General features: G+C 37.5%; 17 protein-coding genes and 1 pseudogene. 6 read left to right on the forward strand and 12 right to left on the reverse strand.

Going from position 1 to position 19,201, the window contains the following annotated elements; genetic code table 11:
* Positions 1-101: 101 nt before the first annotated feature.
* Positions 102-428, reverse strand: coding sequence for a hypothetical protein (locus tag NRL14_RS13090; RefSeq protein WP_306724828.1), 327 nt, complete (start codon positions 426-428; stop codon positions 102-104).
* 43 nt (positions 429-471) lie between these two features.
* Between NRL14_RS13090 and NRL14_RS13095 the strand changes: the two genes are divergently transcribed.
* The gene (locus NRL14_RS13095; protein ID WP_306724829.1) at positions 472-831 is read left to right on the forward strand and encodes a DUF5522 domain-containing protein; all 360 of its coding nucleotides are present in this window, start codon (positions 472-474) and stop codon (positions 829-831) included.
* 286 nt (positions 832-1,117) lie between these two features.
* Here the strand turns inward: NRL14_RS13095 and NRL14_RS13100 are convergent, their stop codons facing one another.
* From NRL14_RS13100 to NRL14_RS13135, 8 genes are all read right to left on the reverse strand, one after another.
* A complete protein-coding gene (locus NRL14_RS13100) occupies positions 1,118-1,951 on the reverse strand; it encodes a sulfurtransferase (RefSeq protein ID WP_306724830.1) in 834 nt (277 codons plus the stop codon).
* A gap of 3 nt (positions 1,952-1,954) precedes the next feature.
* A complete protein-coding gene (locus NRL14_RS13105) occupies positions 1,955-2,380 on the reverse strand; it encodes an adenylyltransferase/cytidyltransferase family protein (RefSeq protein ID WP_007376780.1) in 426 nt (141 codons plus the stop codon).
* 70 nt (positions 2,381-2,450) lie between these two features.
* On the reverse strand, positions 2,451-3,515 hold the full coding sequence (locus tag NRL14_RS13110) for a CDP-glycerol glycerophosphotransferase family protein (protein ID WP_306724831.1): 1,065 nt from the start codon (positions 3,513-3,515) through the stop codon (positions 2,451-2,453).
* Between the two features lie 64 nt (positions 3,516-3,579).
* Positions 3,580-3,999 (reverse strand): group 1 truncated hemoglobin, encoded by a 420-nt coding sequence (locus NRL14_RS13115; RefSeq protein ID WP_306724832.1) that lies wholly within the window; start codon positions 3,997-3,999, stop codon positions 3,580-3,582.
* Complete coding sequence (locus NRL14_RS13120) at positions 3,999-4,832, reverse strand: DUF3034 family protein (RefSeq protein WP_306724833.1); 834 nt, start codon at positions 4,830-4,832, stop codon at positions 3,999-4,001. Before NRL14_RS13120 ends, NRL14_RS13115 begins: the two co-directional genes overlap by 1 nt.
* Positions 4,819-7,134 carry an EAL domain-containing protein gene (locus NRL14_RS13125; RefSeq protein ID WP_008137361.1) on the reverse strand — a complete coding sequence of 772 codons (2,316 nt, stop codon included), beginning with the start codon at positions 7,132-7,134 and terminating at the stop codon, positions 4,819-4,821. The genes NRL14_RS13120 and NRL14_RS13125 overlap by 14 nt, the downstream gene beginning before the upstream one ends.
* Positions 7,127-7,783 carry a methylamine utilization protein gene (locus NRL14_RS13130; RefSeq protein WP_306724834.1) on the reverse strand — a complete coding sequence of 219 codons (657 nt, stop codon included), beginning with the start codon at positions 7,781-7,783 and terminating at the stop codon, positions 7,127-7,129. The genes NRL14_RS13125 and NRL14_RS13130 overlap by 8 nt, the downstream gene beginning before the upstream one ends.
* A 122-nt stretch (positions 7,784-7,905) precedes the next feature.
* Complete coding sequence (locus tag NRL14_RS13135; RefSeq protein WP_033038686.1) at positions 7,906-9,009, reverse strand: phosphoribosylaminoimidazolesuccinocarboxamide synthase; 1,104 nt, start codon at positions 9,007-9,009, stop codon at positions 7,906-7,908.
* A gap of 390 nt (positions 9,010-9,399) precedes the next feature.
* On the opposite strand from NRL14_RS13135, the gene NRL14_RS13140 reads away from it, so the two are divergent.
* From NRL14_RS13140 to NRL14_RS13155, 4 genes are all read left to right on the forward strand, one after another.
* On the forward strand, positions 9,400-10,086 hold the full coding sequence (locus NRL14_RS13140; protein WP_149606516.1) for an ABC transporter ATP-binding protein: 687 nt from the start codon (positions 9,400-9,402) through the stop codon (positions 10,084-10,086).
* On the forward strand, positions 10,083-11,369 hold the full coding sequence (locus NRL14_RS13145) for an FtsX-like permease family protein (protein ID WP_007376771.1): 1,287 nt from the start codon (positions 10,083-10,085) through the stop codon (positions 11,367-11,369). Before NRL14_RS13140 ends, NRL14_RS13145 begins: the two co-directional genes overlap by 4 nt.
* 14 nt (positions 11,370-11,383) lie before the next feature.
* Entirely contained in the window at positions 11,384-11,884 is a 501-nt protein-coding gene (locus NRL14_RS13150; protein WP_306724835.1) for a DUF3299 domain-containing protein, read from the forward strand.
* A gap of 582 nt (positions 11,885-12,466) precedes the next feature.
* Entirely contained in the window at positions 12,467-13,531 is a 1,065-nt protein-coding gene (locus NRL14_RS13155; protein WP_306724836.1) for a CDP-glycerol glycerophosphotransferase family protein, read from the forward strand.
* 400 nt (positions 13,532-13,931) lie between these two features.
* On the opposite strand, the gene NRL14_RS13160 is transcribed toward NRL14_RS13155, so the two are convergent.
* The 3 genes and pseudogenes from NRL14_RS13160 to NRL14_RS13170 form a co-directional block, all read right to left on the reverse strand.
* A complete protein-coding gene (locus NRL14_RS13160; protein ID WP_007376768.1) occupies positions 13,932-14,345 on the reverse strand; it encodes an adenylyltransferase/cytidyltransferase family protein in 414 nt (137 codons plus the stop codon).
* 346 nt (positions 14,346-14,691) lie between these two features.
* Entirely contained in the window at positions 14,692-15,165 is a 474-nt protein-coding gene (locus NRL14_RS13165; RefSeq protein WP_033041057.1) for a peroxiredoxin, read from the reverse strand.
* Positions 15,166-15,241: 76 nt separating this feature from the next.
* Positions 15,242-17,173: pseudogene (locus NRL14_RS13170) on the reverse strand (methyl-accepting chemotaxis protein).
* Positions 17,174-17,470: 297 nt separating this feature from the next.
* On the opposite strand from NRL14_RS13170, the gene NRL14_RS13175 reads away from it, so the two are divergent.
* A complete protein-coding gene (locus tag NRL14_RS13175; RefSeq protein ID WP_306724837.1) occupies positions 17,471-18,907 on the forward strand; it encodes a capsule assembly Wzi family protein in 1,437 nt (478 codons plus the stop codon).
* Positions 18,908-19,201 lie beyond the last annotated feature (294 nt).

The raw sequence follows: 19,201 nt of genomic DNA on the forward strand, positions 1-19,201 counted from the left end.
TTTTAAACACCCAAGCCACGTTATATGAGCGCGAAGTAAATTCGCACCTACGGTTTGGTGTATGTCGTAGGTGAGGTTTTACACCTCTCTTTTTAAACAAATCAAATTTTTACTAACGCAACTATTTGAGCAAGCTTTTGATGATTAAGCTCTCCCATTTGCTCGCTATTACTGAGCGCATAAATAAAACCTTCATGCTCAGCACAATCAATGTCATCTCGCGATTCAATTACGTTTGCCCAAAGATCTAAATCATCCAAGTCTATTTCGTTATTTAGGCAACGTTTAAGTACATCAATTAAAACCTCGGTTGAGAGAGTATAGTGAGTTTTATTGCTATCAGCAGGGCTTGAAACGATAACCGATATAGCTTCATCTCTTTGCTCACCAAACGTAATAAATTCAGCTAATGCTTTTTGTGTATTCATAATATTTGTTATTCTTGGCTCACTGTTACTAAAAAGAATTATAATGACTCAACTTAACTGCACTCAATGCCACAGTACTCTAACGTGTAATGTAGACGATATATCAGCGTGTTGGTGCAATGAGCTGCCAGCTATTTTACCGCTTGATATCACAGCAACAAGTTGTTTATGCCGCAAGTGCACGCTTAATAAAATAAATATTTTTTTAGAGAGGATTTATACACAGCCTATTAAAACCCAAATAAACTTTGCAAAGCAATTTAGAGGTAACGACAATTTAATTGAAGGGCTCGATTACACCATGCAAAGTAGTTACATGATATTTAGTAAGTGGTTTTTTTTAAAGCGCGGTTCGTGTTGTAAAAACGGTTGTAAAAATTGCCCTTATGGTTATAAAAAATAAAGCAAAAGCTGCGCTTTTAACGTGAGCAAGCTCTACGTCTACAGCTAATCTTTACTCGGTGTTAAATTTATCTGTAGATACGCAGATTGCAGGCGGACTAGCGAAGCTTGTAAATTAAACCGCAAAGCTGCGCTTTTAACGTGAGCAAGCTCTACGTCTACAGCTAATCTTTACTCGGTGTTAAATTTATCTGTAGATGAGTAGATTGCAGACGGACTAGCGAAGCTTGTAAATTAAACCAAAAGCTGCGCTTTTAACGTGAGCAAGCTCTACGTCTACAGCTGTTTTATGTCTCGTTCGTAGCAATTGGAAACGAATCACTTGCGCCCCATTCACTCCACGAGCCATCGTAAACACTTAAATTTTTGTACCCACATTCAGTAGCCAATAACGCTAAAACACACGCCGTAATACCTGAGCCACAGCTAAATTGTAACTGCTGCGCATCACCGACTACGTCATTAAATATCGCTTTAATTTCAGTAAGTGGTTTGGCTTCACCTTTATTAAGTAAATCCATAAAAGGTAACGAGCGACTATTTGGGATATGCCCGCTACGCATACCTTTACGAGGTTCACTTTCTTCACCAGTAAAACGTTTATAAGCACGTGCATCAAGCAATAAAGTATTAGGATCATCTATTACGTTAAGCACTTGTTGACTATTAATAAAATACTCACAATTATAGCTTGTCGTAAAATCACCTTTACCTGACGCCTCGCTATAACTTTGTTGTACGTCGTAGCCGTACTCCAACCACTTTTTAAGACCACCGCTGAGTATTTTAACATTGTGATGCCCCATAGCTTTAAACATCCACCATGCTCTTGCTGCGCTAAATAAACCGCCATCTTCGTATACAACTATAAACGAATTGTTATTTACGCCTGCATTTTGCATAACATGAGTAAATTGCTGCTCGCTGCATATCGTACTTGGTAGCGGGTTTGACCTATCAGCCAGTTCGTTTTTTATATCAAAACGTTTAGCGTTAGGCAGCATTGCTTGCGGCGAATAAGTACCCAAAACACCTGGGCGCAGCATACCTGCATCAAATATCACTAATGCAGGATTATTAAGTTGCTCGTGTAATTGCAGGCAGGAGATAAGGTTTTTCATGATTTATTTCGTGTTATTTATTTTATCTAATACGTTTCTTAACATTGTACTCGACGTATGAGATGTATACGAAAAGTAACATATCTCTACATTAAACTTTGCAAAGTCAGCTTCAATCTTTTGCCACTTTTCAGTGCCCTTCCAGTCATCACCAACAAACATTTTATCAAACTTTAAATTGTTCCACGCTTCTTCTTTATCATAATTAACCTGCGGGACAACTTCGTCAACAAACTTAATTGCTTCAACTATTTCCATGCGTTCTTGAAAGGGAATTACTGGCTTTTTATTTTTAGCTGACTGGCTTAACTCATCCGTTGTTATACCTACAATTAGGTAATCACACTCTAATTTTGCTCTTTTAAGAATATTTAAATGACCAATATGAAATAAGTCAAAAACACCCGTTGTATATCCAATTTTTTTCATTTAACAAACCTAGTTTATTATTTTTTAGTTTAAGAAATCCTTTTATAAAATATAGTAACGTCCAGTTAGCTTAGTTATTTTCAATTATGTACTCAACAATTCTTTGGCTCGCTTTGCCGTCTAACTTGCCCGCGAGTTTTTCCGATAAAGCTAACCTAGTATTAGCTAGCTTTTCTGGTTTAGCTAATTGTTCTACAACTAGTTTTTTTAGATTTTTATATTTACTAGCATGCACCGCAATATTTGCGTATTCCCCGTAATCTCGGTCCATACGTTTTTTAAAACGAAAAGAAAAAATTCCTTTATAGCTCCATCTCAACTTTAAAAAATCACACCAAATAACCGGCTTATTTAATAGTGCGAATTCAAATAAAGCTGACGATGCATCACTAATCAACAAGTCGGCTTTATCTAAAAAAGGCACCAGAGAATAATCCTCAACCTTAGCCAAATAAACATTTGGGAAAGTAGACCAGTGATTTAGCAGCGCTAAATGGCATTTATACTTTTCTTTACTAATCGAAAAATAATGAGGCTTTATTAAAATATTGTAATCACTAAAATGTTCAGGCCAGTTTTCAGGAAACAGTTCTAAGCTACTTGGATAAAATGTTGGCGCATACAAAATGGTCTGCTTTTTATCACTAAAGCCTTCTAATGAGAGTGCTCCATCAATTTCTTCATTATTAAAAATAGGATCTAATTTACAAAAACCTACATCAATAAACGTATCATCAGGGTACATACTCTGTAAGCGGCTTAATCTGTATTCACCTTCTACAAAACGTACAGTCATAGCTTGGCTAGATTTAGTGTAATAACTTGATTTAGGGCCGATCCCATGTCCAAGCTGAGCACTTTTAGATACCTTATGTAAACGCTCTAGATGGCAAAATGAGTTAGCAAAAAATACCCAATCAGATTTTTTTTGCTCGTAGTAATCAATAGCTTGTAGCTGATTTTCAACCCATATATGTTCTAAATTGTAGTTATCTATAACACCTTGAATCAAATCCTGATGACTATTTTTATAAAAAACAAACTGACTTTTAATGCCTTTTTCGCATAACTTTTTAAATACTGGAATGTACTGGGGAAGGTAATAAAGGCTTTGAGTGTCAAAAATTATATTCATAGTATCGTCACAGTTGTTTTCTTTATATTCTACATTGAAAGCCACATAACAAAAACCAAGGTACTTATATTTTTATTATTCCACCACGTAGTGGTGCCATTTTTGAAAGTATTTTATTTTGCACGTTATAACTAATATTTTGCTCATTCATTGCGTTAATGAGTAAATCGACCACATGATTAAAGTCTTTTTCCGATATATTCATACCCGTATGAATAGCAATCATAGAATCGCCCCTGTACTCACATGGGCCTTCAAATAACATACACATATGGGAAATAAAACCATCACGAAAATGCGTAATATTAGCGTGTTCAAAGTAATGAAATACTTGCTCGTCGTTACCTATTTGATAGATAAAACTATCAACAAGCTTAGCTATACCTACTTTTCCATCTAACTGCTGATAAAGCGACAGTGCAGGTTTATTTGCACAGCCTACTAATAACCCTGCGCATAATAAAAATACGGCTATATTTTGCATCACCAATACCCTGTTACCGAAAAATACCAACCAGTTTGATCATTAGCACCGGCAATGCGTCCTAAGTCTAAATAAGCCGCTGTTATACTCACGTACTTATTTGGCACCCAAGCCACAAATACATCTTTCCAATCTTGTTCGCCTAAATTAAGATTATTCGCTTTTTGACGATACTCAACACCTACGGCCAATTCACGGCTTAAAAAAAGTGCAGTACTGACTTCAAACAACACCCTAGTACTGTCGCTTTCACCACCATAGCCTAGCAAGCCTAATTCATTTGCTTCGCTGTAGCGTGTCGTTAAGTTCCAAAACCAGTTGTAACCTGCAATCGCGCCTAAATGTAATTTACTGGCCGCTAAATAAAAATCGGTTCCACTGGTACTTTTCGCGCCAACTAACTGTGCAATAGAACCATCATCCAGTGATTTATGTAAAATGCCTGCACTTAATTGTGGCCACTCACTGTAAACAATATCCCCATATAAACGAACTTTAACGCCGCTAATATTTTGCTCTATCTGCGCATTGAATGCCGGTACATCAAATTGCTGTATTGCGTAACTAAATTCAACACGATTAAACAAGTTTAACTGGGCACCGCACACATCAAGAGTGTAATCGGTTACATCTGCCCGGCTACAAAAGCCATTTATCGAAAACTCATCATCACTGGCATAACCAGCTAGTTGCGCCCAAGGAACAATGCCTCCACCCGCATTGCCTTCAATTTGAGACACACCAGGAGTGGCCAGCAGTTTTCCACTGCTGGCTACACACGGTAAACTCATTAAACAAAAAGCAACTACGCTCCAATATTTAATGTGATACATAATGATCTAGAAGCCATTCTTCAAGTAATTCAGCTTTTAACGGTCTACTTAAATAATAGCCTTGTGCATGATCGCATTGCATATTTTTAAGCAACTCTAAAGACCCCAATGTTTCGACACCTTCAGCAACAACAGAAAATCCTAATTGATGACCTAACGTAATCGAAGACTGCACAATAAACTGATCTTTTTGTGACTCATCAAGTTTTAAAATAAAACACTTATCTAATTTTAACTCATCAATAGGTAGCATTTTTAAGCGCCCAAGTGACGTTTGCCCTACGCCGTAATCGTCTAGTGATATTTTAACGCCAATTGCCTTTAAGTTTTCGAGTGCTTTAATACCTTTCTCTTCATTTTCGATCATATCGCGCTCGGTAAGTTCAATCGTAATCAACTTAGGGTCTACTTTGTGTTTTTCAAGCGTACTGACCAAAGCTGAATGAAATCCCGAAAAGGCAATATCTTGCGCCGATACATTAATAGCGGCTTGTAACTCAATGCCTTTTGATTGCCAGTTAGCCACCTGTGCAACAACGGTATTAACCACCCACGCGGTTAGCTCAACAATAAGCCCCGACTGCTCAGCTAAATCAATAAATAGCTCTGGATTAACCCAGCTACCATCTTTTCGTTGCCAACGTATAAGCGACTCAACTTTATCGATTTTTTGCGTTTTCATATGCAACTTAGGCTGATAGGTCATAAATAACTGGCCATCATCGTCAATAATTGCTTGTTTTAACTCATCAAGCATTATCAAGCGCTCTAAATGCGCCTCATCTTCGCCACTTTGATAATAATGAATACTTTCATGATCGCTCGCAGCACTGTCGACAGCAATCAATACACGGCGCATTAAATCATCGCTAGTAATACCTTGCGCTGGGTATTGCACAATACCGGCACTAAACCGTAAATTAATTTTTAACTTTTGAATGGTATAGCAAGCCTGTAACTGCATCATTAAGCCGTCAATGCCACTTTTTAGCTCTTGTGCTGCAGTTGCTGGGAATACCGTTAAAAATTCATCGCCGCCAATTCGCGCATGAAAACCACCTAGCTCATCAGAAAACTCACTTATACGACTTGCTACCGCTTTTAAACAGTCATCCCCAACACGAGGGCCTAACTTATCGTTTATGTGTCGCAAACCCTTAATATCAATAGCAACAAGTGTGTATTCATTCGTTGCATCTAATTCATCCCCCAACACATCTAGCATTGCTGAACGATTATAAAACCCTGTAAGGGAGTCATGGCGAGCCTGAAAACTAATTTGTTTCTCACGTTCATTAATATCGTTACCCATGCTATTAAATGCATCAACTAGGGTTGTTATTTCTGTACTTTGTTTTTTTCCTTTAAATTCGAAACTATAGTTACCTTGTGCAAATTGCCTAGCAATAACAGCGAGTTGAGATAAAGGAGTAGTAAGGTTGTTTGCTAATAAGCTACTTGTTATAACACCTACAAACATGGTTAAAATAGCCAATATCATTAATGTAAAAAATAGCTTTTCAAAATCACTGTAACTTTGCGTTAAATCGGCACTGAGTAAAATAACTATTGGGTGAGAAAGTAGCGACGGTAAATCAATATCACGATTGCGATACACTAAATATTCACCAAAAAAGCGTGATGTGGTTAATGTATTAAAATAGTTCACAGGTTCGAAAGGGGTTGGGCGTTTAACTAAAGAGCTAATAACTAAATTATCCGCACTGCCTATAAAGCTTACATCCATACCTGTTAAGCTTTTAAGCTCGGCGGCCACTTCGTTATTTATTTTAAATCCAACTAAACTATAAGCAACTGTACGTGGCGCTTTAACGGGAAGTAAAATCACTTGGTAAAGTTCGTTATTTAAAACAACAAAACTAGATTGCTCCGAAGTACTTAATAATTCTTTCATTAGCGGCTGTAAATCATGCCCGTAAATATCTTCGCTAGTATTAGCCGAAATTAATTTACCCGACAAATCAATTAACAACATTAGCTCGGCGTTTATACGCTGACTGTGGTTAAATAATACGCTACTTATTGTACCGGCGTCTCGTGTAGCAACAGCTTGTTTAAAGCCAAAGTCAGAGGTAAGTACTTTAGCGGCGGTTAATAATAGGCTCTCTTTTGACTTTAAGTATTGCTTGTATACACTTTGGGCAACGCTTATATCTTGGTTAACTTTTTCTTCTTGGAATTTACTCGTAGACCACCAAAAACTAAATAAGCTAACCACAGTGGTTAATAGCACTAAGCCAACGCAGAGTATGGTTATACGGTTTTTTAAACTATTAGTCATTTTGGGCCTTAAATTTACTGCCAAATGTATTTCGAAGCTCTGGGACCGAAGTATTTATGGTTATTAAAAGCTGAGTTTGAGAATTAATAGTAATTATTTTTTTATTCTCCAATGCGGCACGCTGAAGAGGATGCCATACAGTCACCTCAGAAGAAGTGGCTGGCAAAGTAACACGCCCTCTTTCATCTGTTTTATAAACAAGATCATTATCTGCCACATAAATATAGCCAATCATAGAGTCATGAATATTGCATCCTAAAACAACCACACCGGGCTTATCAAATACAATAGGGTCTTTTGGTTGCCCTGAATATAATTTTAGCTGAAAAGGCTTGGCTTGTGAAAAAGAATACACATGATGGCGAATATTATCGCTATTAGGAAAATTTACTTGCTGCCCCTTTTGAACAATTAATAATTCAGGTGAAAATTGCTTATTAACTTGATCCATTGTCGCAACCGTCTTTGGTGTAAAAGCAGACTTTATATTATTTTGATTTAGCTCAACAACCGCATCTGGTAATGCTTGCCCATGTTGGTCTTGTATAACTAAATCAATATTTGCGCTCAAAGCAAAATGGCTAAAAAACAAACCTATCGCTAAAAAACAACGATTTTTTGCAATTTTTTGCAATGCTCGCTCTAACATAACAACACCAAACTATTAACGTTAAGCTAAGTTAATTAGAGACGAGCACTAATTGCAAGAATTATAGCCCAGTAACCACAAATAAAGACCGAGTAACTAGGTTAAGCCATCCTTTAGTCGTGTTATTTTACAATCAATCCGTATTCAGCATCTAAAATAGCAATTACTTCTTGGCGAGGATCGCTAGGTATAACAATATCTTTGCCAACAATTTTACTCGCAATACCTACATAGGTATTTGACACTTCAAGCATGACTGATTCTGGTAAAATATAATCTTTAGCAAGTTGTTCACGTTCACTCATACGGTCTTTATTTAATAATACATCGCTTTCTGGCACATTATTAATTAGTAACTGGCGAAAGCCTTCTTTAGAGTTTTCAACAATTTTGCCATCGCGATAAGCGGCTTCATCCCAAATACGTGACGAATCAGGCGTACCTACTTCATCAATATAAATAAGTTGCTGCGCGCCATTTAAATCTTCCACATAACCAAACTCAAATTTTGTATCCACAAAAATTTGATCAAGCTTTGCAAGCTCATCGCTAATTAACTTAAAGCCTTCAACTAGCAGTTTTTCGTACTTAGTTACATCATCTGCCGACTTAAAGTTAAATACATCTAAGTTATTAGTAATATTAGCACGCGTGATATTTACATCATCAACAGGTGGAATGTCGGCAACACCTTCAATAATACCTTTTGTTGAGGGTGTAATTAAAACGTTATCAAGCTTTTGGTTTGCTTTTAAGCCTTCTGGTAAATCAATACCACAAAAATTACGCACGCCTTTTGCGTAATCGCGCCACATGCTGCCTGTAATGTATTGGCGTGCAATCGCTTCTACTTTTACTGTACTGGCTTTGCGTACAATCCATACGTAAGGATGCGGAATATCAACAATATGGTTACCTGCAAGGCCTGCTTGATCAAATAATTTAAACCAATGCGATGCAACCGAGTTAAGGGCGATCCCTTTACCTGGCACGCCATTTAACCCGTTTTCGCCTTGCCAAATACAATCAAACGCCGAAATTCGGTCTGAAATAACCATAATTGCAAGCTCAGTGCCTGCAGGTACTTTATAGCCTTTGTCGCTAATTAATCGCGCGCTGTCTTCATCTGTTAGCCAATAAACTGAACGAACCTTACCGCTATGTACTTCACCTTTGGTACGAATTGGTAAATCATCGTTTACATCTAAAACTTTATAGCTAGTCATGCTATCTCCGGGGTTAGGGATGCTCTTTGAGCAAAGTATGGTATGGGGTTATGTGAGCTGTATAATAATCTAGCCAACCCTAAAGCTCAATCGGATGCTTAAAACAAATAAAGGCACATATTTATATGCTCGTTGGGATAAGGTAAACTTTACGGGTAAGCTAAATAACCTGAACTCTGGATAGTAAATCAATCTTAAGCAGTTATTTTCAACGCTAACTGCGTTGAATTCACTTGCAATAGGCTCACTATTGACGCGTAAATTCGCCTTGTTTGCACTTAAAAATTTTGACTAACAAAAAGCAACTTTAATTATATTTACAGGTCAACCTCTTAGTTAGTTTCTTAACCCGAGTTTTATCTTCGTCAGATTTATACAGGTATACATTTAATGATCAGCCTAAAAAACGTTACTTTTAAATGGCATAAAAACGATAAAAAACCGACTCTAAGGATTGCAGAGCTGGCTGTAAAAAAAGGCGAACGTATTTTTTTATATGGCCCAAGCGGTTCAGGAAAATCTACTTTATTAGCGTTACTTACGGGAATTAATACAGCCACCAGCGGTGATGTGTATATTTTAAATCAATGCCTAAACACACAAAGTAATACCAAGCGCGATGCATTTAGAGCCGACCATATTGGCACCATTTTTCAAAACTTTAATTTATTACCTTATTTAACACCTATCGAAAATGTCATTTTAGGGTGTCAATTTTCTAAAGTACGGCAAAGCCAAGCACTTAAACACGCCACAACATTACACAAAGAAGCTGAGCGCTTATTAAACGCACTTGGCTTAATTGAGCAATACCATCATAAAAACGTAGCACAGCTCAGTATTGGCCAACAACAACGTGTTGCAGCAGCCCGTGCTTTTATTGGTAACCCTGAGCTAATAATAGCTGACGAGCCAACATCAGCACTTGATGCTAATAACCGCGAAAGCTTTATAACGTTATTATTTGAACAGGCATTGCATTTAAATAGCACCTTAATATTTGTAAGTCATGACGAAAGCTTAAAACCGTTATTCGATCGTTCAATAGATTTAACCCATTTGCAGGAGCAAATATGATCCTTGCTAAACTGGCTTATAAAAGCTTATTAAATCGTCGTGCCAGCGTATTTTTAACACTGTTTACTATTGCAATTAGCGTTATGTTATTGCTAAGTATTGAGCGTGTAAGAGTTGATGCAAAAAGTAGCTTTAGTAATACAATTTCGGGCACTGATTTAATTGTGGGCGCACGCACTGGTGATATTCAATTATTACTTGCGTCGGTATTTAGAATTGGCCATACCAACAATGGCGTAAGCTGGCAAAGTTATGAATATATAACCAATCAGCGAGGCGTAAAATGGAGCATACCTATAAGCCTAGGCGACAGCCATAAAGGCCAAGCTGTACTTGGCACTACTCTTGACTACTTTGAACATTACCGCTTTGCTAAAAAACAAAACTTAAGCTTTAACCAAGGCCATCCATTTTTAAATATTAACGAGGTTGTACTGGGGAGCAGCGTAGCTAACAAATTAGGTTATAAACTTGGCGATCATATCGTTATATCACACGGTATGGGCAATACTAGCTTTCACCATCATGACGACAACCCATTTAAAGTTGTCGGTATTTTAAACCCCACCGGCACACCTGTTGATAAAACGTTACACATACCGCTTGCCGCTATCGATTTAATACATGCCAGAGCTAGCACCAAACATGACGAACATGACGAACATGACGAACATGACGAACATGACGAACATGACGAACATGACGAACATGACGATCTTATAGGACATCCAAAACAAATCACTGCATTTTTAATGGGTTTTAAATCACCGCTATACACATTGCAAATTAGGCGCAATATAAATCAATATAAGCAAGAAGCATTGCTTGGTATTATGCCTACCGTAACACTGAAAGAATTATGGCAAATGCTCGCCATAGTAGAAAAAACACTGCAACTATTTTCCGCAATCGTCGTACTTGTTAGCTTACTAGGCATGCTAACCACACTGCTTGCAAACCTAAGTCAACGTCGCCGTGAGCTTGCTATATTACGTTCAGTAGGTGCTCGCCCTTGGCAATTATTCACACTTATAAGCATAGAGTCACTGTTAACTACTTTATTAGGCTGCTTAGTTGGCTGTGCATTATTTTATTTAGTTATGTATTTAGGTGCCGGCTACCTACAAAGCCATGCAGGTATTAGCGTAAATATAGCGATGCTCTCTTACTATGAACTCACATTAATAGGCGTTATTATGGTAGCTGGTTTTATTATTGGTTTAGTACCTGCCACACGCGCTTACTTTTATTCTCTCAGCGATGGCATGAGTATAAAAACATAATTTTTAGGTATCCCATGACGTTTTTTAAAACAGCTTTTCAATATATTACTATTATTAATTTACTACTCGTAAGTTTTGCAAGTAATGCAAATCCACCAAAAGATATTTTTTGGGAAGACTTAATCCCTAAAAATCACGTGCAAATAGACACACAAGCACAAGCCAATCACGAAGGCAGCGATCAAAATTGGGTGCAACCCGATCTAGACGCACCTGTAGTTAATGCGTTAAACGGTCAGTCTGTAAGCTTACCTGGCTTTGTAGTACCACTTGAAGGTGACAGTGAAATTATTACTGAGTTTTTACTCGTCCCATATTTTGGTGCATGTATACACGTACCGCCACCGCCGCCAAATCAAATTGTGCATGTAACTATTAAAGGTGGCGTACCTATAGATAGCCTGTATGACGCAATCGTTGTAACTGGCATTATAAGCACAGAAACGTGGTCAGGCGAAATAGCCCAAGTAGGCTATAAAATGAAGGCAGTTGGCGTTGCGCCATTTGAACTTTAATTAACTAACCTGAACTGCTGATAAATTTATACCAATCTGCTTATATATGGGACCTATTTAACGTTAAGAAAATTACGCTAGAACTAGGCAAAAATTTTTGTATCTAGTTATTCTAAATAAAAAATTTTTAACGACGTTATAGTGCAATTTAATCCGTTAAATTGATCAAAGATTTATGCAGGTTGGTATTAAATACCAATATAGCGCAATATGTTATTAGGGCGTGTTGTTCTCTGGTGGTTTAATTTGCAGTAGTATGTTTGGTTTTTAGGCAAGGCAGAACCTATGTTGTGTGGTGTTCTTGTGTGGTGTTCCCCATAAATAGGCGATACGCAGCATAAATGCCAAACATGCGCCACCCTTGGGTTCGCCCTAGGGCCGATTGACTCTTTGTTGCTCGGCTTTGACTTATTCTTACATGGATGTAAGCCAGTAGGGTAAAGCAGGAGCCGTTATCAGGTTACAAATCTCGAGCCGAGATTAAATTGCCCCTAGATTGAACAAATTTCAACATGCCCTAAACCGCTTAGTCAAAGTTTAGGTTAAATACTTTTACTTTTTCAGTTAAAAAAGGAACCACCAGTGCTAAATAAAGATCTGCCTTCTCTAAACAAAACAAGCGAATTTAAATATTTGTTTTTTGTAAATTTATCGTACTCGTTTAACGTTTTAAGACCCATAGAGCACGAAATAAAAAAGCGAGGAGGCAGCGTTGCTTGGTTTATTCCTACTGGAAGTGAGGCAGAGGGTTTTTTACAGCCTGATGATTACCAGCTACTCAACATAAAAGAAGTTAAAGAATATAACGCCAATGCCACACTTGCGCCTGGTAACGTGATCCCTCATTTTTTTCCTGGAATTAAAGTGCAGGTTTTTCATGGTTTTGATTCGGGCAAAAAGAACAAATTTAATATTAGAGGATTTTTTGACTTATATTGCACACAAGGTCCAAATATTACTCAAGGGTTTAATGATATTAACGATGGCACTTGCGACGTAGTCGAAACCGGCTGGTCAAAGTTAGATCCTTTATTTACTGAGCATAAAGACATAGCGCTATATCAATCTGATAAGCCTACCATATTATATGCCCCCACTTTTTCGCCAAAGCTAACAAGTACCTACAAGCTTTACCCTTATATTAAAGCGCTATTAAAAACACAAAACTGGCAGTGGATAGTAAAGCTTCATCCAAAAGCAACAAGCGAAGAAATTGAAATGTATAAATCACTCGCCTGCGAAAACCTCACCTTTATTACCACCGGTGATGTGATTCCAATTCTACAGGCTACCGACATTATACTGTCTGACACATCATCAATTATTATCGAATTTGCATTACAAGAAAAAGTAGCCGTTGCGTTTAACAACCGCAAACCTAAAGACTGGATGATTAACTTTAGTAACGAAGCCGACCTAGAAAGTACTTTAATAAGCGCTTTTCAAAAAGATGAGCACACATTAGAAAAAGTAAAACAATACTGCGACAGCGTTCATCCATACAGAGATGGCAAGTCGAGTGTGAGGGTATTAGGCGCTATTAATAATTTAATTTGTTCTGGTACATCTCACCTAAAAAGAAAACCTTTAAACTTACTTCGTAAATTTAAAATTAGAAAAAGCCTAAATTACTATTGGTGGTCATAACTTTAAAGCCAAACAATCACATATAAAACAAAGGATTATTGGATTTTTAGGGTTGAAACTTGTTTTAGCTAGGCTTTTATATCAATTAGCTTAATTAATACCAATTCACTTAATTAAGTGAGCTATTTTGAGGTAAGAAAATCGTGTCGATAACAAGGCAAAAATTTCGTTATTTAGTTATTCTATATCAGAAATTTTTAACGCAGTTAACGTCAGATTTGATCCCTCAAATTGATTAAGTATTATTGCGGATTGGTATAAGTAACCTGAACTTTGGATAATAAATCTATCTCAAGCAAAGTTCAGGTTAAGTATTATTGCGGATTGGTATTTATGCGCCGTTATAACCTATGTATGGGAAATAAAAACACTCTAAACTAGATACGATTTTAATCAGGTTTTATATTTTACTAAGTACTTCACGTAAAATAGTGCTCGAAGTATGCGTAGTGTAAGGGAAATACATTATTTCAACTCCCCGCTTAGCAAAGTCTTCTTCTATTGCGTTCCACTTGTCAGTGCCTTTCCAATCGTCTCCGACAAACATTTTGTCAAATTTTAAATTATTCCACGCTTCTAGTTTGTCATAATTAACTTGAGGAACAACCTCATCCACAAACTTAATCGCTTCGACAATTTCTAGCCTTTCTTGAAAAGGGATTACCGGCTTTTTGTTTTTAACCGATATAGATAACTCATCGCTTGTTACCCCAACAATAAGGTAATCACACTCTAGCTTTGCGCGTTTAAGTACATTGAGATGACCAATATGAAACAGATCAAAAACCCCAGTGGTATAGCCTATTTTTTTCATTTCAAAACCTACGACTAAAAGTAATACCCTAACAATTTAGTACGTAGGATAACATAAGCATAAACATGAATAAAAATCAGGAACAGACCAATACAAACCTGCACTAAAGCTAACATAGTATAATTAACCTAAACTCTGGATAATAAATCTATCTTAAGCAGTTCTTTTTAGCGCTAACTGCGTTAAATTCACTTGCAATAGGCCAGCTATCAATGCGTAATTTCGCCTTATTTTCACTGAAGCTTTCTGACTAGAGGAAATAAATTTAAATACCATTATGGTTAAATGAAGTTGTAAAAAGCCTGAATTTTATCCACGTTTAAAATGTAACTCTACTTTTTATACTTTACAGCTTTTCTAAAACGTATTCTGCGCGGCTTACTGCAAATTCTTTATCTTGTTCTACAAACAAACCGGTTACTACCGAGTTATCAACAATCATTGCGTAACGTGAAGAACGTATACCGCCAAAGCCAGCGGTGTCTTTATCAAGGCCTAATGCCTTAGTAAAGCTTGCATCACCATCGGCAAGCATGGCAATCTCTTGTGCGTTTTGTGAATCGCCCCATGCTTTCATCACAAATGCATCGTTAACTGATACACAGTAAATAGCGTCAATACCTTTTGCTTTAATTTTATCAGCGAGGGTAATAAATTCTGGTAAATGAGCATTTGAACAGGTTGGTGTAAACGCGCCTGGCACAGCAAACAGCACAACTTTTTTACCTTCAAATAACTCACTGTTCGTCAATGTTTGCATGCCGTCGTTAGTTAATTGCGTAAGTGTTACAGCCGGTAACGTTTGGCCTTGTTCAATCATAATAAATCCTTAAAAAAATATTGAAACGTAATGAATTTTTAGCTTATCGCTTAATGCGACTAACATACAGCTTTGTTTATTTTTTAAGGCCCAAGCTACCTTTTATTGTTTGCATTTGCTGCTGTAGCTGATTACGAATATCATCAACAAGTAAACTTGATTCACTCACTTGCCCTTTCATGCTTTGCATTGATTTACTAAAATTGTCGAGTAAGCTACTTTGTTGCTTTGCCAGTTCCATTGCCTCAAAAGCAACGCTGTTTGCACTTTGAGCATTACTAGCTACCCCTTCGGAGTTTAGTTTTAGCTCTTGAGCATTTTGTGTTTGCGACTGTGCACCGTTGGCCAATGCTGATATTTGCGTAGACACCACTCGCGAGTTTTCAGTTAGCAAGCTTAGTTGATCGTTTATATCGCTAAGCGATCCTTGTGTTTGCCGCGCTAACTGCCTTACTTCATCAGCCACCACAGCAAAGCCACGTCCGTGCTCTCCTGCACGCGCTGATTCAATCGCTGCATTTAGGGCTAAAAGGTTAGTTTGATCGGCAATATTACGAATAACCTCAATAATTTTACCCACTCCATCAACACCTGTTAGTAACTCTTGTATGCTTTGCATTCCTTGTTCTACACGCACTTGCGTATCAGAACTGGCATCTAACATATTTGCTGAAAAGCCCAAGCTTTGCTCCATTGCAGTAAATGTACTTTGTGCGTTATCGGCCACCTGTGCATTTATATCATTTACCTGCTCGCCAATACGTTGAATATCGCTTAATAAGTTTTGATTTTGTTCTACTTGCCCATGGCTAAGCGATGCTTGTTGACTAATAGTGTATAAGTTTTCGCTCATTTGCTGCATAAAACTGTTAACCACCTTTAGCATTTGTGCCCGCTCTTGCGCTTCAGTTCGCTGCCTATCGATGAGTTGATTAAAAAACTGCGCAATCTCACCAATCTCAGTTTTTGAATTTTTACTTTCAATACTCTTAAGCTCATTACTTTCAATTAAAAAAGCAAAGCCATCTCGCAATTGCCTAAGCGGGTTTAGTACTTGATTACGTTGTACAAAATAAACGCTCGCAGCCAATATAACCAACGTACCTATTGCAACACAAAATACCCAAAGTACTTGCTGCTTTAAATTATCTTGCTCCGCCTTTAGCGCCTGCTCTGCATTAATAACCGTATTTGAAAGTGCACTAATTTGTGAGCGTAACGCATTAGAGCCATTTTCTCGTAACTGAGTTTGCTCAAGAGTACTTGCTAAATCACGCGGATAACGATTAGGCCAACTGACAAGCTCTGACTTTATTTCGTCGCCAAGGTCCTCAGCTTCTTCATCAATAAATAGAGCGTCTTCGTCAACGGCACTCATAACACCTAAATTAGGAAGCTGCTCAATAGCTTGTGCTAATTTATTTAAATTTACGGTGCTTTGTTGCAAGCTTTGTTATGTGTTTTTATCGTACTGAACAATAAGTTGATAGGTAAATAAAGATAAATTAATTACTTCAGTGTAATAATCACTCGCCAGAGAGTAATACATTAGCGCATGGTTGTTTTGCTCAGGTGCTTTTTTAGCATAGCTAATTAATGTTGATGCTGAGCCTGCCATTTGCCTAAGCGCGTTATCAAGTAGTGCGGTTTCGTTACCCGAAAGCTTACCAAGTGCACGGTATTTGCCATTTATGTCATTGTTGAGGGTCGTTAATTGCTGTTCAAGCGTTGTGCTTAACTCACTTGGCAATATAGATAATTGATTAACTTTAACATTGTTAATTAAAGTAGAGGCTTGATTTAAATATTGGTTGTCACCTTGGTCTAAGTAACGCCCTAAATAACCGGCTAAATCAACTAAAATAGTATTTTTTAGTTGGCTGTATGCGGTATTTTGCTGCTCTAGCTTAAGTAAAGTTTGGCTTGCCCAAAATAAGGTAGAGCCTAATAAAATACTCGCCAAAGCCAATAATATAGCCAGTAACCGGGTAATAGATGACACGCGCATAAATCTTAGCTCCAATAGTGAGTGCGCGCTTAGAGTATTAACTATTTATGACAGTTTTATGTAAACCATCTTTAAAGGCCGAGTTATACAACAATTTTTAATGTAACCAATACAAAAGAACTGCTTATAACAATATGACAAGGCTGCGCCTAATAACCATAAATACCCTCAATGATTGAAAGCTCAAAGCGGTAAACTTTTCGTTTAGCCTTTGCTTTTCTTCTTTCTTACTCAAGCGTTTATTGTTAACCTCGCATTTACGTTTTTACTTGAACTAATTTTGCTAACGGAATAATTATGCTAAAAAAAATATCGCTGCTCGTCGGGTTGGCAATCAGTGCAAATGCGATGGCTAAAGGTGGCGTATCTCCTTATTTACCTTTAAATCAAGCACCCGAACTTGAGCACCAAATACAACGTCTTTTAGCGGTTAGTAAAAATACACATATAATGAGTAAGCCTTATAAAGCGCACGATATTTACAAGGTTTTGCAAACTGTAAGACACTCCTACCCTGAGCTTTATCAAACATTGTCGTATCAAATTAGTCCTTACGTGCAAAGCGATGCCGGCACTTTTGCCAAAGTAACACTCGCTGCGGGCACAAAAGATAAAACTCTCCCTAATCAACGCGGCCAAACCACTAAAACTAACTTAATAGTTGAAGGCGGTGCGTATGCTAATTTTGGCCGTTACTTTGGTGTAAGTGTTGCTGGTATAGCCAACGAAGACGAAATACTCCCAACACAAAGCTTTGTTTACCTTGGTTATAAATATGCTCAGCTAGATATTGGCTACCGCGAGCATTGGTACTCACCATTTAACGACAGCGCCATGTTATTAAGCACGCAAGCTAAAACCACGCCTTCTATCACGCTGAGCAATGTAGAGCCAATTACCAGCTTTAATATTCGTTACGATATGTTTATTAGTAAAATGACAGAGCAAAGCGGGATATTAAAAACGGCTAAAATTACAGGAACTAAAAGACTGTATGAACAAGGAGAACCTTATTTATTTGGTTTACATACCAGTTTCGCAGCAACCGATAATTTAACAGTAGGTTTAAGCCGTTTAATGCAGTTTGGTGGAGGAACTCGCAAAGTTAGCTTAAAAGACTTCCTTGAAGGCTTTTACCAACCAGGTACAAAAGATAATGTGGGAATAGGTGACTCAAGTGATGCCAACTTTGAACTTGGTGATCAATTAGGCTCAATAACCTTTGCCTATAATAACAGTATTTATGCACTACCGTTCGAGCTTTATGGTGAGGTAGCGCTTGAAGATACATTGGGTGGTGGTAGAAATAACTCTTATAGCTTTGGGCTATATTTACCATTTATTACAAATAATCACAGCTTGCGTATTGAACACAGCAACTGGCAAGATGGTTGGTACTTTAATGGTATATATTTAGATGGCAACCGAAACTCAGGTAATGTAATTGGCCACTGGGCAGGTGATGAACACGATTACAACGACTATACACCTGCTAAATCGATGAGCGTAAACTGGCATTGGCAATTAAGTAAAATAGAGAGCTTAAATACCACAATTCGTATGCTTAAAAATAAAAATGAAGCTTATAAAACAAGCTACGAATTACAAACAGCGTACACGCGTAAATTAAGCAAACCTATTATGGGCGCAAAAAGTTGGGGCGCGGAGCTATATCAAGGGAAAGATGTATACGGAGAAACATTTGCTAGGTTAGGCTTATTTGCTAATTTTTAACACCTCGTAGGTGCGAATTTACTTCGCGCTTTGTAACGTGGCTTAGGTGTTTAAAAAGCGAGGTGTAAAACCTCACCTACAACATACACCAATCCGTAGGTGCGAATTTACTTCGCTCTCATATCACTCATATCACTTAAGCTTTAATGCTTAAAAAGCGAGGTGTAAAACCTCACCTACAACATACACCAATCCGTAGGTGCGAATTTACTTCGCGCTCATATCACTCATATCACTTAAGCTTTAATGCTTAAAAAGCGAGGTGTAAAACCTCACCTACAACATACACCAATC

Source organism: Pseudoalteromonas sp. 20-92 (assembly GCF_030847595.1).
GTDB classification, from domain to species: Bacteria; Pseudomonadota; Gammaproteobacteria; order Enterobacterales; family Alteromonadaceae; genus Pseudoalteromonas; species Pseudoalteromonas fuliginea.

Excerpts from the sequence above, each read along its gene's own strand:
- NRL14_RS13090 (WP_306724828.1), bottom strand. The coding sequence starts at position 428 with ATGAATACACAAAAAGCATTAGCTGAATTTATTACGTTTGGTGAGCAA.
- NRL14_RS13095 (WP_306724829.1), top strand. The coding sequence starts at position 472 with ATGACTCAACTTAACTGCACTCAATGCCACAGTACTCTAACGTGTAAT.
- NRL14_RS13100 (WP_306724830.1), bottom strand. The coding sequence starts at position 1,951 with ATGAAAAACCTTATCTCCTGCCTGCAATTACACGAGCAACTTAATAAT.
- NRL14_RS13105 (WP_007376780.1), bottom strand. The coding sequence starts at position 2,380 with ATGAAAAAAATTGGATATACAACGGGTGTTTTTGACTTATTTCATATT.
- NRL14_RS13110 (WP_306724831.1), bottom strand. The coding sequence starts at position 3,515 with ATGAATATAATTTTTGACACTCAAAGCCTTTATTACCTTCCCCAGTAC.
- NRL14_RS13115 (WP_306724832.1), bottom strand. The coding sequence starts at position 3,999 with ATGCAAAATATAGCCGTATTTTTATTATGCGCAGGGTTATTAGTAGGC.
- NRL14_RS13120 (WP_306724833.1), bottom strand. The coding sequence starts at position 4,832 with ATGTATCACATTAAATATTGGAGCGTAGTTGCTTTTTGTTTAATGAGT.
- NRL14_RS13125 (WP_008137361.1), bottom strand. The coding sequence starts at position 7,134 with ATGACTAATAGTTTAAAAAACCGTATAACCATACTCTGCGTTGGCTTA.
- NRL14_RS13130 (WP_306724834.1), bottom strand. The coding sequence starts at position 7,783 with ATGTTAGAGCGAGCATTGCAAAAAATTGCAAAAAATCGTTGTTTTTTA.
- NRL14_RS13135 (WP_033038686.1), bottom strand. The coding sequence starts at position 9,009 with ATGACTAGCTATAAAGTTTTAGATGTAAACGATGATTTACCAATTCGT.
- NRL14_RS13140 (WP_149606516.1), top strand. The coding sequence starts at position 9,400 with ATGATCAGCCTAAAAAACGTTACTTTTAAATGGCATAAAAACGATAAA.
- NRL14_RS13145 (WP_007376771.1), top strand. The coding sequence starts at position 10,083 with ATGATCCTTGCTAAACTGGCTTATAAAAGCTTATTAAATCGTCGTGCC.
- NRL14_RS13150 (WP_306724835.1), top strand. The coding sequence starts at position 11,384 with ATGACGTTTTTTAAAACAGCTTTTCAATATATTACTATTATTAATTTA.
- NRL14_RS13160 (WP_007376768.1), bottom strand. The coding sequence starts at position 14,345 with ATGAAAAAAATAGGCTATACCACTGGGGTTTTTGATCTGTTTCATATT.
- NRL14_RS13165 (WP_033041057.1), bottom strand. The coding sequence starts at position 15,165 with ATGATTGAACAAGGCCAAACGTTACCGGCTGTAACACTTACGCAATTA.
- NRL14_RS13175 (WP_306724837.1), top strand. The coding sequence starts at position 17,471 with ATGCTAAAAAAAATATCGCTGCTCGTCGGGTTGGCAATCAGTGCAAAT.